The organism is Lactococcus taiwanensis (assembly GCF_014905395.1).
GTDB lineage: Bacteria > Bacillota > Bacilli > Lactobacillales > Streptococcaceae > Lactococcus > Lactococcus taiwanensis.
The window spans coordinates 221,795-235,584 of record NZ_BNDT01000004.1 but is presented as its reverse complement, the minus strand read 5'-3'; the positions used below and the strand labels follow the sequence as shown (position 1 = coordinate 235,584).

13 protein-coding genes, 2 tRNA genes and 1 riboswitch are annotated in these 13,790 nt (G+C 38.8%); of the genes, 14 read left to right on the top strand and 1 reads right to left on the bottom strand.

Features of this window, described 5'->3' with window-relative positions:
- The first annotated feature begins 75 nt into the window (after positions 1 to 75).
- The 8 genes from JKP71_RS06755 (at position 76) to JKP71_RS06720 (ending at position 6,032) form a co-directional block, all read left to right on the top strand.
- Positions 76 to 147, top strand: a tRNA-Gly gene (locus JKP71_RS06755).
- Positions 148 to 182: 35 nt separating this feature from the next.
- Positions 183 to 268: transfer RNA gene (locus JKP71_RS06750), tRNA-Leu, on the top strand.
- A gap of 155 nt (positions 269 to 423) precedes the next feature.
- Positions 424 to 1,320, top strand: a complete 897-nt coding sequence (locus JKP71_RS06745) for a class II fructose-bisphosphate aldolase (protein ID WP_075525349.1) — start codon at positions 424 to 426, stop codon at positions 1,318 to 1,320.
- A gap of 184 nt (positions 1,321 to 1,504) precedes the next feature.
- Complete coding sequence (locus JKP71_RS06740; RefSeq protein WP_200407478.1) at positions 1,505 to 1,951, top strand: transporter; 447 nt, start codon at positions 1,505 to 1,507, stop codon at positions 1,949 to 1,951.
- Between the two features lie 313 nt (positions 1,952 to 2,264).
- Positions 2,265 to 3,902: an amidase domain-containing protein gene (locus tag JKP71_RS06735; protein WP_200407477.1), complete on the top strand. Its 1,638-nt coding sequence runs from the start codon at positions 2,265 to 2,267 to the stop codon at positions 3,900 to 3,902.
- Between the two features lie 269 nt (positions 3,903 to 4,171).
- A complete protein-coding gene (locus JKP71_RS06730; RefSeq protein ID WP_200407476.1) occupies positions 4,172 to 5,275 on the top strand; it encodes a DUF4097 family beta strand repeat-containing protein in 1,104 nt (367 codons plus the stop codon).
- A 63-nt stretch (positions 5,276 to 5,338) separates the two neighbouring features.
- Positions 5,339 to 5,542 (top strand): PspC domain-containing protein, encoded by a 204-nt coding sequence (locus JKP71_RS06725; RefSeq protein WP_200407475.1) that lies wholly within the window; start codon positions 5,339 to 5,341, stop codon positions 5,540 to 5,542.
- Positions 5,543 to 5,564: 22 nt separating this feature from the next.
- Complete coding sequence (locus JKP71_RS06720) at positions 5,565 to 6,032, top strand: PspC domain-containing protein (RefSeq protein WP_075525345.1); 468 nt, start codon at positions 5,565 to 5,567, stop codon at positions 6,030 to 6,032.
- Positions 6,033 to 6,172: 140 nt separating this feature from the next.
- Here the strand turns inward: JKP71_RS06720 and JKP71_RS06715 are convergent, their stop codons facing one another.
- The gene (locus JKP71_RS06715; RefSeq protein WP_200407474.1) at positions 6,173 to 6,928 is read right to left on the bottom strand and encodes a biotin--[acetyl-CoA-carboxylase] ligase; all 756 of its coding nucleotides are present in this window, start codon (positions 6,926 to 6,928) and stop codon (positions 6,173 to 6,175) included.
- Positions 6,929 to 7,097: 169 nt separating this feature from the next.
- Here JKP71_RS06715 and JKP71_RS06710 point away from each other — a divergent pair, with 169 nt between their 5' ends.
- From JKP71_RS06710 to rpoZ, 6 genes are all read left to right on the top strand, one after another.
- Positions 7,098 to 8,291, top strand: a complete 1,194-nt coding sequence (locus JKP71_RS06710) for an SAM-dependent methyltransferase (RefSeq protein ID WP_075525343.1) — start codon at positions 7,098 to 7,100, stop codon at positions 8,289 to 8,291.
- A gap of 144 nt (positions 8,292 to 8,435) precedes the next feature.
- Positions 8,436 to 8,559, top strand: a riboswitch (SMK box riboswitch).
- Complete coding sequence (gene metK, locus JKP71_RS06705) at positions 8,557 to 9,756, top strand: methionine adenosyltransferase (RefSeq protein WP_075525342.1); 1,200 nt, start codon at positions 8,557 to 8,559, stop codon at positions 9,754 to 9,756. Its footprint overlaps the riboswitch before it by 3 nt.
- A 95-nt stretch (positions 9,757 to 9,851) precedes the next feature.
- Positions 9,852 to 10,565, top strand: coding sequence for a glucosamine-6-phosphate deaminase (locus JKP71_RS06700; protein WP_200407473.1), 714 nt, complete (start codon positions 9,852 to 9,854; stop codon positions 10,563 to 10,565).
- Between the two features lie 194 nt (positions 10,566 to 10,759).
- Positions 10,760 to 12,355 carry a ribonuclease Y gene (rny, locus tag JKP71_RS06695; protein ID WP_200407472.1) on the top strand — a complete coding sequence of 532 codons (1,596 nt, stop codon included), beginning with the start codon at positions 10,760 to 10,762 and terminating at the stop codon, positions 12,353 to 12,355.
- Between the two features lie 153 nt (positions 12,356 to 12,508).
- Positions 12,509 to 13,126: a guanylate kinase gene (gene gmk, locus JKP71_RS06690; protein ID WP_075525339.1), complete on the top strand. Its 618-nt coding sequence runs from the start codon at positions 12,509 to 12,511 to the stop codon at positions 13,124 to 13,126.
- 87 nt (positions 13,127 to 13,213) lie between these two features.
- Entirely contained in the window at positions 13,214 to 13,573 is a 360-nt protein-coding gene (gene rpoZ, locus JKP71_RS06685) for a DNA-directed RNA polymerase subunit omega (RefSeq protein ID WP_075525338.1), read from the top strand.
- Positions 13,574 to 13,790: the final 217 nt, after the last annotated feature.

Genomic DNA, 13,790 nt, shown 5'->3' with positions numbered 1-13,790 from the left:
AGCATCTGATTTGTAATCAGAGGGTCGCGTGTTCGAATCATGTAGTCGGCATTGTCGAAAGGCAGAAAAGGTATTGCGAACGTAGTTCAGGGGTAGAACACAACCTTGCCATGGTTGGGGTCGCGAGTTCGAATCTCGTCGTTCGCTTGTTAATCCTCCCAGTGGGAGTTTTTCTATAATAACCCGGGGTGGCGGAACTGGCAGACGCACAGGACTTAAAATCCTGCGAGGGGTAACCTTCGTACCGGTTCGAAACCGGTCCTCGGGATAGCCAAAGTTAGTAGCAGATGTTACTAACTTTTTTTATTTCAGTTTAAACGTTGGAGTGAAGCGGTTACTTAGGGATTTTATGAGCTTACACTAGAAAAATACTTCACAAAATGCTATACTAAGTAAGTAATAAAATATTCGGAGGATTTTGAAATGGCAATCGTTTCAGCAGAAAAATTCGTACAAGCCGCTCGTGATAACGGATACGCTATCGGTGGTTTCAACACAAACAACCTTGAATGGACTCAAGCTATCTTGCGTGCAGCAGAAGCTAAGAAGACTCCAGTATTGATCCAAACTTCTATGGGTGCGGCTAAATACATGGGTGGTTACAAAATGTGCAAGCTCCTCATTGAAACTCTTGTAGAATCAATGGGTATCACAGTACCAGTAGCAATTCACCTTGACCACGGTCACTTTGAAGATGCTAAAGAATGTATCGAAATCGGTTATACTTCAGTTATGTTTGATGGTTCACATCTTCCAATTGAAGAAAACTTGAAAGATGCTAAAGAAATTATTGAATTGGCACATGCCAAAGGTATCTCTGTAGAATGTGAAGTTGGTTCTATCGGTGGTGAAGAAGATGGTATTATCGGTGAAGGTGAACTTGCTCCTATCGATGACGCTGTAGCTATGGCTAAACTTGGTGTTGACTTCCTCGCTGCAGGTATTGGTAACATCCACGGACCTTATCCAGAAAACTGGAAAGGTCTCCACATTGATCACCTTGAAAAATTGAACAAAGCACTCGTTGAAGCTATGGGACACAATGTACCAATCGTATTGCACGGTGGTTCTGGTATTCCTGATGATCAAATTCGTCAAGCTATCGCTAACGGTGTTGCCAAAGTTAACGTTAATACTGAATGTCAACTTGCTTTCGCAGCTGCTACACGTAAATTCGTTAATGAATTTGATGCAAACGAAGCAGAATACATGAAGAAAAAACTCTTTGACCCACGTAAATTCTTGAAACCTGGTTTCGATGCAATTACAACTGCTGTTGAAGAACGTATCGATGTATTTGGTTCAGCAAACAAAGCTTAATCAATTTTCATACTTAAAAAAAGGGCTGCTCTTGAGCAGTCTTTTTTTCTTTCTATACCTCCAAAAGCAAAGTTGAGTGAATGTTAAGAAAATTATATAAAAGATTGCAAATGATTTAAAAAAATGGTAGTATGGTTACGGAGATGATTTGATTAGTATTTATTATTTTTGAAGAGGTGTTATTATGCCAAAACGGTTGTCTAAGTTTAAAAAGTGGCTTTTATTTGATTACGCATTCCTCTCTTTATTTGTAAGTGGTGTCTATGTTGCTTTTAATCATGAATTTTTTAAAGTGAACTGGAAACGATATTATAACAATATTACTTATGAGGAGAAGGTTGACAAAATATTGAAGCATGGCGTTTTTTGGATTCCTGGTAACTTGCATTCTCTCACTGCACCTTTATTGATCGCTTTACTTTTAGGTGGAGCGCTCTTGTCTCTTATCATTTTCGCATTAGTGTGGAAAAACTACTTGGTGAGAACGTGGCTGCCATTATTTTCCTTCATGGGATTTATACTTCCATTATTAATTCGCTATGATGAGAATATTCTTAAGCTACTTGTAATTGGCTATTTTCTAGTCATATTGAGTTCAAGTTTTTCAGTTGCCGCATTAAGGCAGTGGTAAGCGATAAGATTTGATATGAGCGCTTCTATAAAAACATTTTATTTCTCTTCATGAGTCTAAATCTTGATATTTTTTAAATAACTATCATTTTACTATGAATAAATATAAAATTTAAAAAAGGAGAAAAAGTGAATATATTGGGCTTAGTCACGCTTTGACTAAAGAGAAGAGTTTTCATCTAGAATATTTTGGTTACATTATCGCTCGTTTATCGTATATTAATTTAGAAGGGTTATATTTGATTTAAGATTTAAAAGGCGATAGAATGATTATAATGCGAGTAACAGCACTAACCATGGAGGAATATAAATAGATGAATAAAAAGAATCGACGTGTGAATACTAACTTAAAACTGCTAGCTGGTACAACATTGCTGATTAGTCTGGGAAGTTTCGGTGGGGCAGCTAAAGCTGCTGATTTAACTTCTACTCTTTCTAATGATGCGACCACAATGACAAGTGAAAAGGGAACAGCGACAAATCTCACTTCTTCGTCGAGCGCAGATGAAACGAGTAGTTCTAGCCAGGAATCAAGCACTAGCGAGAGTTCAGACGAATCAACGAACAGTTCTGGAACAACAGATGAGGGAGATAAAACGACTACTAGCAATAGTAGTTCTGCAGCAGCAGGTGGTGAGAGTAGTGGGACATCATCTTCAAAACCTAAGCCCTCTTCATCAGAAAAACCTTCCACAACTCGACCTTCAACTACTACGAAACCTTCAACGTCCCAAAAAGCCCCTAGTTCACCTAGTAAGGCAGCAGAAGCTAAGAGTACTGGTAGCCAATCAAAGGTTGCTGTTTCACCATCATTATCTGCTCCCCAAGCAAATCAACCTTCTACAGCAACTCCTGTAGCTACGCCTACTGAAAATGCGCAAAGCTATGTTGGTGGGACATATGCTCAGCCAGCATCAAATACCTCTGTGACGAGAACAGCTTCAGAGGCGGGGACTGGCGACTCGGTTTATGAGGGGCCTACACTGAAAAAAATTCAGGCTACAAAAACAATTGATAAGATTGATAACTCTAGTACAGAAGCTTTTATTAAAAGTATTGCTCCTCGTATACAAATTTTAGCTGGAAAAAATAATTTGTTTGCTTCTATTATTTTGGCGCAGGCTATTTTGGAATCTGGTTCGGGTCAAAGTGATATGGCTGTGAATTATTTTAACATTTTCAATATTACGGGCTCCTATTTTGGAAAGTCTATCTCCTTTAAAACACAAGAGTATGCAGGTGATCAGGCTTATTTGATGGAGCAAAGTTTCCGAGTATATAGCAACTATGACCAATCTCTAGAAGATTACATCAATCTTATGCTTAGTGGAACAACTTGGAATCCGAATATTTATGCCGGAAGTTGGAAAACTCATGCCAAAAATTATACAGAAGCTGCACAAGCTCTTCAGGGAGTCTTTGCTACAGACCCAGAATATGCTCAAAAATTAATCGACTTGATTCAGGAATATCACTTGGATTTTTACGATAATGTAGACAGTAAAACAGAGGTTTGGGGAGAAAATATCCCTACTAGTCCTGTTATGACGTCAAAAGCTGCAGAGAGTGACTTCCCAGCCTATAATGGAGTTGAATACCCAGGTGCAGAAAGTTATGCATTTGGTAATTGTACACAATATGTCTATAACCGAATTATCCAATTAGGAGGCAAAATTGGCACACATATGGGAAATGGTGGTGAATGGGGTGTAAATGCCCAACAACAAGGTTATTTCACTACGATGGTTCCTACAGAGGGATATGCGGTAAGCTTTCCACCAGGGATTGCGGGCTCAAGTTCTGAATATGGTCACGTGGCCTTTGTTGAGAAAGTTTATGATGACCACTCTATCTTAGTCTCTGAGATGAATGTTCGTGGTAACAATGTAGTAAGTCAGCGACATATTTCTGCGAGTGTTGCTGCTTTAGCGACCTATATCCAACCTAAATAAAGGAATATCCTGTAAAAAGGTACCTAGAATTGACTTTTATAGTAATTAACTTGATGAATGAGTATCCTGATTGGGTATCCACGTGATGGAGTAAAAGTTACTAGAAAAGATCGTTCTTTATAAAAAACTGTTGAAAAATCAGCCTTTGGGCTGATTTTTTTGAGGGAAAAGTTTGAGATAATAGGGTTACGAGGTTAAGACAATCTCATATAAAAGTTTAAAAGATTTTAGTGCTTTGATTTGATAAAGCAAAGAAAGGATCAGATATAATGGCTAATAAAAAAGATAGAATTATGGACTTGATGCGTCGCGGTATTATAACAGAAGAGGAGGCTTTAGAACTTCTTGAAAAAAATGGGACTGCACCGAAAGGGGGAAATTCTGGTGATGAAGAATCAACACAATTTACCTATACCGATAAGGAGGGATATGTGAACCATAATGTAGACTTCCCAGATGCAATGAAGAATGTTGCAGAAAGTCTGTTGACAAAAGGTAAAGAAATCTTCCAAGGTGTTTCAAAGGCAGTCGATGACAATATTGATTTTTCTAATGGTTTTCCAAAAGTAAAATCGACATCACATACCGTGGAAAAAGACATTGAAGAGGATTTCCAAAGACTCAATTTAGATATTAAGAGTGGTAAAGTGCTTATTTTACCTGGTGAAAAAGCACATGCCAAGGTTGAATACAAAATCTATGGCGCTGTTGATGAAGGAAATATTGCGGCTTATGTCGCTGAAAAAACTAAGTTTGAGGTAGTCGATGGGACACTGGAGCTTAGTACGAGTGGTCGAATCGCTGCTGATATCGAACTTTATCTTCCTGAAAAAGAATATGATAATTTTGAAATCAATGCACCACATGCGGAATTAAAGGTAAAAAAAGTTTCAGTGAAGGAAATGAGTATCGGCTTGATCAACGGGGGTGCTGAACTTTCAGAAGTAACCAGTGATAAGATTAAAATTGATAATAAAAATGGAGAAATCAAAGTTTTAGAAGGTCAAACTGATCGTCTTGACCTGAATGGGGTGAACGGTAATATCCGTATTACTACAGCCTTTAACTCAGCCGATGTCTCACTGGTTAATGGAAATATTTTACTGACAGAAAAAGCTGGTACAGCTCGTCAATTAAACATGAAAAATGTTAATGGAGACATTAAGGTTTCTGTACCAGAAAAATTAGGGCTCGTCGGTCACGTAAGAACAATCTTTGGTGGTTATAAGACACGGTTGAACTTGGATACTCCTTTTGAAGCTGGACGTAATGGAGCAGCATTGGTACGCCAAGGTGAAGATACACTGACGTTTGAATTTGAAACAAAATCAGGAACAATCTGGTTGAAAGATACCACTCAAGAAGAAAATTAAGCACTTACGGTGCGGTCAGTAAATGACCAAGCTGTCAGTTCATAAGTTAATAAATGGTGAGAAATGAAGAAGAAAAGACTGAAAAGATCAGACACAAATCGAGTTATTGCAGGAACGGTTGGGGGACTTGGTGAGTACTTTGACTTGAGTCGCAGGATGATTACCATCATTCGCGTGTTACTTGTGATTGGAACTTTCGGTAGTTGGGGATCATTGCTCATTGTTTATGTGATTGTGAGTCTGTTAATGACGCAATCGCAAAAGTAAGTTTATGAAGAAAGGATAAAAAATGTCACAAAGACAATTAACAAAATCAACAACGAACCGTAGAGTAAGTGGCGTTATCGCTGGTATTTGTGAATACTTCGGCTTGGGTCGTGATGTGGTAACTATTCTACGTATTCTGTTTGTTGTGCTTGCTTTTGGAAGCTGGGGTGGTTTGATTCCACTTTACTTTGTAGCAAGTTGGATTATGCCTAGTGCTCGAAATAACCGTTATTACGACGATCAAGGGGACACTTATCAAGCAAACTGGGATCGGAAAGCACAAAATTTTGATGAAAAAATGGACGGTTGGTCGCAACGTTATTCTGATAAGATGAATAGCTGGTCACAACGTTATGAAGATAAATTTAATCAAAACAAAGGGCAAGCGAACAATTGGGGAAATCCATGGGACGAACCTGATCCAAAACAAAAACGGAAAATGAAAGAAGCAGAGCCCGTAGAAAAAGAAGATGATTGGTCTGACTTTTAAAATAGGCTGCTTACAGGGTAAAAAATACTGTGCTCTTTACTGACAGAGCTGTCAGTAAACTTTCCATGAAACATCTGGTCCGCTATGACCTAAAACTGGTCTCCTATATAATAATTACTCCCAATAGAAAATGGACTTTATTAAGTCCATTTTTTTAATGAAATTTCTCCGCTGGATAAAATCTTTTTTTCGCCGTTTTCAAGTTGAACTATCAATTCACCTCTGGGAGTAAGATCAAGTGCTTGTCCACTATAAGTTGTGCCATTTTGAATAAATTCAACTTCTTTGCCCAGAATGAAGGAGTGGGCTTTGTAAAAGTCAAAAAAAGTACGCGTCTTATACAAACGATGAAATTCGGACCAGATTTCGGCAATCAATGCAGAGCGGCTTACCGTTGGTGTTTCCTCTTGAAAAAGCGAGGCTGCGCGATGGGCAATCTCTTCAGGAAATTCAGAGATATTAAAGTTAATCCCTACTCCGATTACTACTTGATTAGCCCTTTCAGTATTGATCACAGCCTCAGCTAAAATTCCTGCGATTTTATATTGTCCCAGATAGATATCATTAACCCATTTAATCTGTGGACTTTTATCTGTTAATCTCTCGATAGCGGAGACCACAGCGGCACCAGTTAATAAGGTGTAATCGGGCCAATTCTCAGGTGCTGATTCTGGAAAAAGAGAAAGGCTCATATAAATCCCCCCCTCTTTAGCTGAAAAATAATGACGTCCAAAGCGGCCGTAGGTAGCTGTCTGCTGCTCTGTTAGATATAAACAGTTGGCTTGGGCATCAAGCTTAGCGTCTTTTTGAGTGGATTCAGATTCGGCTACGATTTTCACATCAGAAAGCCACTTATTTTTTAATAAAATTCCTGTTTTTTCTAGTTTGTCGCTCATTTTTTTATTATATCAGAAAATGTGCTTTTAGCAGTACAACTTTATCCAAAAGTGAAAGAAAAAAACAAAAGAAAGAATTTTCAGATTTTCTAACAGTAGTAACTATTTGACTTTCAAAAAAGCTCGGAGTATAGTTTTAATATAGTAAAGTTAGGAAAGGAAAATTAACTTGGTATTTGAAAAAACAGTTTTGAACAAAGCACTTGCCTCAGCCTTTGATATTCCAATCGAGGTTACTTATTGGGATGGAAAAACAGAAAAGTATGGGGAGGGCGACACGCAAGTTCGCATCACTTTTAATAAAAAGTTCTCTTTTAGTGATTTATCATCAATGCCAACTTTGGTCCTAGCCGAAGCCTATATGCATGAAGACATTGAGATTGAAGGTAGTATCCAAGAACTTGTAGCATCAGCTTATCGAAAAGCTGATAGTTTTTTGACAGATCAATCAGGTTTTGGAAAGTCAATGATGAAACTTTTGGGGAATCATTCCCAAAAGCAATCTAAAGAAGACATCCACAGCCACTATGATATTGGGAATGATTTTTATAATAAATGGTTAGATAAAACAATGACTTATTCTTGTGCTTATTTTGAAAATGATCAAATGACACTTGAAGAAGCACAAATTGCTAAAGTTCACCATATTTTAGATAAATTAGACAGCAAAGCAGGTGGTCGCTTGCTTGATATCGGTTGCGGATGGGGGACTCTGATCTTTACTGCTGCACAAGAGTACGGTTTGCAAGCAGTCGGCGTGACATTGTCTGAAGAGCAGTATGACTATGTGGTAAATAAAGCCAAAGAGTTAGGTTTAGAAGATCAAGTTAAAGTTTATCTGATTGACTATCGTGACCTCAAAGATAAAGACTTTGATTATGTTACTTCAGTAGGTATGTTTGAGCACGTAGGAAAAGAAAACTTGGAAATGTATTTCCAAAAAGTATACGATTATTTGAAACCAAATGGACGTGCACTTATCCATGGAATTACAGGACAACACCGTGGTGCTGGAGTAGATCCCTTTATTGAAAAATATATTTTCCCAGGCGGCTATATTCCAAATATCGCAGAAAATGTTGAACATATCATGACTGCAAAATTACAATTGGATGATTTAGAACCTTTACGCCGTCATTATCAAAAAACGCTTGAAATTTGGAATGAAAATTACTTGGCTGTTTTTGATGAAGTTGAAAAAGAAATGGGTCGTCCGTTTGCTCGGATGTGGACACTCTATCTCCAAGCCTGTGCAGCAAGTTTTGAAGCAGGAAATATTGATGTTGTCCAATATCTTTTGACTAAAGGTGCTTCAGGTCAAGGCTTGCCAATGACTCGCGAATACATGTTTAAAAAACATTAAACAAAGGATGCTTGGCTAGCCGCTAATGACGGGATAAAAGTTAAGTCAGGAATGAAAAAATTTACTGACAGACGCGTCAGTAAAATGATGTGCGAATTTTTGTAAAAAGAAGAGTGCAATTTTCATAAAAAAAAGGTAAAATAGAAGAGTTACGAGTCCCGAAAGGATTTGATAGGACTGTAAGTTTACTGACCAGTTGGTCAGTAAAACGGCATGTCCTTCAAAGACGCCTTGTAACCATAATTTAGATTGGGGGACATTTTTAATGTCAGAAAAACATTTATTTACATCAGAATCCGTATCAGAAGGCCATCCAGATAAGGTTGCAGACCAAATCTCAGATGCCATTCTTGATGCCATTCTTGCACAAGACCCACATGCACACGTTGCTTGTGAAACAGTCGTATATACAGGGACAGTCAATGTCTTTGGTGAAATCTCAACATCAGCTTACGTTGATATTGCGCATGTCGTTCGTGAAACCATCAAAAAAATTGGATACACGGACTCTGAAAATGGTTTTGATTATAAATCAGTCGGCGTTCACGTCTCACTTGTTGAACAGTCTGCGGATATTGCTCAAGGTGTTAATGAAGCGGAAGAAGTACGGGATAAAGATGGAAATGCCATTGACCCACTTGACTTGATTGGTGCTGGTGACCAAGGAATGATGTTCGGTTTTGCAACTAACGAAACTGCCGAATATATGCCACTTGCCATCTCTCTTTCACATAAATTAGTTAAAAAATTAGCTGATTTACGTAAGTCAGGTGAAATTTCATACCTGCGTCCTGATGCAAAATCACAAGTCACTGTAGAATATGATGATAATGGCAAAGCAAAACGCATTGATACAGTCGTTATTTCTACTCAACATGCTGCGTCAGCAACAAACGAAGAAATTCACGATGATGTGATTAACAAAGTCATCAAGGCAGTTATTCCAGCTGAACTTTTAGATGATGAAACGAAATACTTCATCAATCCAACAGGACGTTTTGTTATTGGTGGTCCTCAAGGGGATTCAGGCTTGACTGGACGTAAAATTATTGTTGATACTTATGGTGGCTATGCTCCCCACGGTGGTGGTGCTTTCTCAGGTAAGGATGCAACAAAAGTTGACCGTTCAGCCTCTTATGCAGCGCGTTATGTTGCTAAGAACATTGTAGCTGCTGGACTTGCTGATAAAGCGCAAATCCAATTGTCTTATGCCATCGGTGTAGCGACGCCAACCTCTATCAACGTTGATACTTTTGGTACAGGTAAAGTCTCAGACGATGAACTTTTGGCAGCAGTACGTAAAGTCTTTGATCTCCGCCCAGCCGGTATTATCAAAATGCTTGATCTCTTGCGCCCAATTTATGGTCAAACTGCAGCTTACGGACATTTTGGTCGCGTCGACGTAGATTTACCTTGGGAACACACAGATAAAGCAGCAGAACTTAAAGCTTACTTTAATAAATAAAAAGCGGATTTCCGCTTTTTTATTTTCCATGAGTGAAATCGCTTTAAATCGGTTCCCTATTCCTGTAAAATGGAGTTAAGAGGAAGGAGTTGAAGATGAAAAAAATTATAGCAAAAGACTATGGGACAATGAGTGAGCTTGCTGCGGCGATTGTGCTTGAAAAAATGATGGAATCTAAGCGCGTTAATCTTTCCTTGACAGCGGGAAATACACCCCTTGGTATGTATGAAATTTTGATTGATAAATTGCAACGAATGGATTTTGATCGTTCGAGTATACATTATTACAATTTTGATGAGGTGCCTCTGGTTGGAGAGCGTTATGGATTGACAATGCGTGCCTTAAAAACAGCCTTTTATGACCGTGTACATATTGATGATGGCAATTTGCATGAGCTCACTTCGCAAAATAATCAAGCCTATGATCAAAAAATCTTGCAGGATGGAGGATTGGATTTGATAGTCATGGGGATAGGGACTGATGGTCATTTTTGTGCTAATATGCCTGGTTATACAAGCTTTGATCGTGAAACCTATGCGGTCTCTTTTGAAGAGGGAGATGAGATTTATAATAATCTTTTGACTCTAACAGATAAAGAGCCCGTCTCTCCTTACGTTACGTTTGGACCTCGTACTGTTCTTGCTGGTAAACAACTTCTAGTTTTAGCAGAAGGGAAGACTAAAGCGGAGATCATGAAAGCCGTCCTAGAAGGTCCAATCACAGAAGAGGTACCTGCCTCCATTTTGCGAACTCATCGCAATGTTACTTTTATTTTAGACGAAGCAGCAGCTTCTCAGTTAAGCGAATAAGGTGCCTCTAAAAGGTACCTTTTATTCATCTTCTTTTCTCCATTTGTTTTTTGAAAGCGTTACGCAATATTTCGTTGAATAATGAAGCTTAAAATGGTATAATAGTTAAGTATTTTATTAGATGAAATACATTAATATATAATCAAGCTGCTAGTAAGATTGAACCGCAGTAATACTAGCTTTAGAGGAGACTAATGAACATTATTTCTATCGTTCTGTTACTCTTATTGATTGTATTGGTTGTCGCATTTATTTTTTATGCTCAAAACATTAAGAAAAATAAGCAAGATGCTGAATCACTCTTTAATGAAGCGGAAAATAAAGCAAATGAGGTGATGGCGCGTGCTAAACGTGAGGCGGAGTCTGTAAAGTTGGAGGCTGAAGCCTTCAAAAAAGAAGCCCGTTACACCCTTCGTGAAGAAGAACAAAAGCAACGTCGTGAAATCGAAAATGAATTTAAGCAAGAACGTCAGGAGTTAAAGGAGACTGAAAAACGCCTAAAACAACGTGAAGAAATCTTGGATCGTAAGGATGATACCTTGACGAAAAAAGAAGAAAACTTAGATTCTAAAGAGGAAAACCTCGTTAGAAAAACTGATACACTCAGTAAGCGTGAAGAACAATTAACCCATATTGAAGAAAAGAAACGTCTTGAATTGGAGCGCATCTCTAATTTGAGCGTGGAAGACGCACGTGATATCATCTTGAACGAAACACGAGATGGTTTGACTAAAGAAATGGCTCAAATCATCCGTCAAAGTGAAGAAAAAGCTCAAGCCGAAGCGGATAAACGAGCTAAGAATATTATTTCACTTGCTATTCAACGTGTTTCATCTGATTCGGTCGCTGAGCAAACAGTCTCAGTGGTCAATTTGCCAGATGATGGGATGAAGGGGCGGATCATTGGTCGTGAAGGTCGAAATATCCGTACTTTTGAAGCATTAACTGGGATTGATGTCATCATTGATGATACGCCAGAAGCCGTGGTACTTTCAGGATTTGACCCAATACGTCGTGAAATTGCTCGTATGACGCTTGAACAATTGGTTCAAGATGGTCGCATTCATCCAGCGCGAATTGAAGAGTTGGTTGAGAAAAACCGTAAAGCACTTGATCACAAAATGCGTGAATATGGTGAACAAGCAGCCTTTGAAGTTGGGGCGCATAACTTGCATCCTGACTTGATGAAGATTATGGGACGTTTGCATTTCCGTACGTCATATGGTCAAAATGTATTGGATCACTCGGTGGAAGTCGCTCATATTGCTGGTAATTTGGCTGGCGAAATGGGAGAAAACGTGGCACTTGCTAAACGTGCTGGTTTCTTGCATGATATTGGTAAAGCACTTGACCATGAAGTTGAGGGAAGCCACGTTGAGATTGGTACAGAACTTGCCCGTAAGTACAAGGAAAATCCAGTGGTCATTAATGCGATTGCGAGTCACCATGGCGATACTGATCCGATGAGCAATATCGCAGTACTTGTGGCAGCGGCTGATGCCTTATCTGCTGCACGTCCTGGAGCACGCCGCGAATCTGTGGAAAATTACATCAAACGCTTGAAGGATTTGGAAGCAATTTCTACTAGCTTTGCTGGGGTGGATACAGCTTTCGCCTTACAAGCTGGTCGCGAAATCCGCGTGATGGTAAAACCTGATAAATTGTCCGATGATAAGATGACTGTCCTTGCACGGGACATCAAAAACCGGATTGAAAATGAAATGGATTATCCAGGAAACATCAAAATAACAGTGATACGTGAAACACGTGCCATTGATTATGCAAAATAAGAATCTGCCCTAGGGCAGATTTTTTATATAAGTTACAAAAATAAAACGATAAATTTCAATTTGAAGACAAAAACTGGTATTTTTAGCAAAGCTTTGTTAGAATAGAACTAATCGTTGATTAAGAAAATTTGAAAACATAAATCGGAGGAAAAGATGCGTGAGCGTGGATTATTAATTGTTTTTTCTGGCCCTTCTGGGGTGGGCAAAGGAACAGTTCGTGCGAAAATTTTTGAGAGTGAAAATAATTTTGAGTATTCGGTCTCAATGACAACACGAAAGCAACGTCCAGGAGAGGTGGATGGAAAGGATTACTACTTCCGGACACGTGAGGAATTTGAAGAAATGATCCGTAATGGCCAAATGTTGGAATATGCGGAATATGTGGGAAATTATTATGGTACCCCTTTGACTTATGTTAATCAGACATTGGACGAAGGAAAAGATGTTTTTCTGGAAATTGAAGTTCAAGGCGCCCTTCAAGTGAAGGAAAAAGTACCAGATGGTGTCTTCGTCTTCTTAACACCGCCAGATTTGGAAGAATTACGTGGTCGTCTGGTTGGGCGTGGCACGGATTCAGCAGAAGTCATTGCTTCACGGCTAGAGAAAGCCAAAGAAGAAATTCGCCTGATGAGCGAATACGATTATGCGGTGGTCAATGATGAAGTGGAGCTTGCTGCAGAGCGTGTGAAGAAAATCATTGAGGCGGAGCATTACCGCGTTGATCGCGTGATCGAGCGTTATATTCATATGATTGATGATGTAAAAATGTAATCCAAAGCTCTTGAATGAAATTAAAACTTACTGACAGAGCTGTCAGTAAACATAGAATGAAAAGTTTAGAAAATGAGGTAGTGAATTATGATGTTGGAACCTTCTATTGACAAGTTATTGGATCAAGTGGACTCAAAATATTCTTTAGTAGTATTAGAAGCAAAGCGCGCGCATGAATTGCGCGATGGCGAACGCCCTACGAAAGAATTTAAAGCAGTTAAACGTACATTGCAAGCTTTGGAAGAAATTGCAGATGGTACGGTCAAGATTCACCCAGCACCAGAATTAAAGCGTGAAACTTTAGTTGAAAAACGCGAATTGGAACGTTTGCAAGCGAAGATGAAAGAACAGCTCATCAAAGAACAAATTGCAAAAGAAGAAGCTGAAGAAGAAGCAAAACAAAAAACAAGTCGCGCAGCAAAAGCTGCCGCAGCTGCTGCAGAATAATATCTTAAGAGCGCCTTGGGCGCTTTTTTATGTGTAGTTAAAGGTTTAAAATTTCTAAAAAGTGCGTAGGGGTTCACAGCGTTTAAGGTGCTTTTTTGATATAATAAAATATACGATGTTATGATTTGTCGGACAAAAAGTAGAAAAGTGTCAAGCTGCTTTTACGGCGTCTATGAGTTGTGCTATGTACGACAATCTGCATTTTTAGAGAACAAGA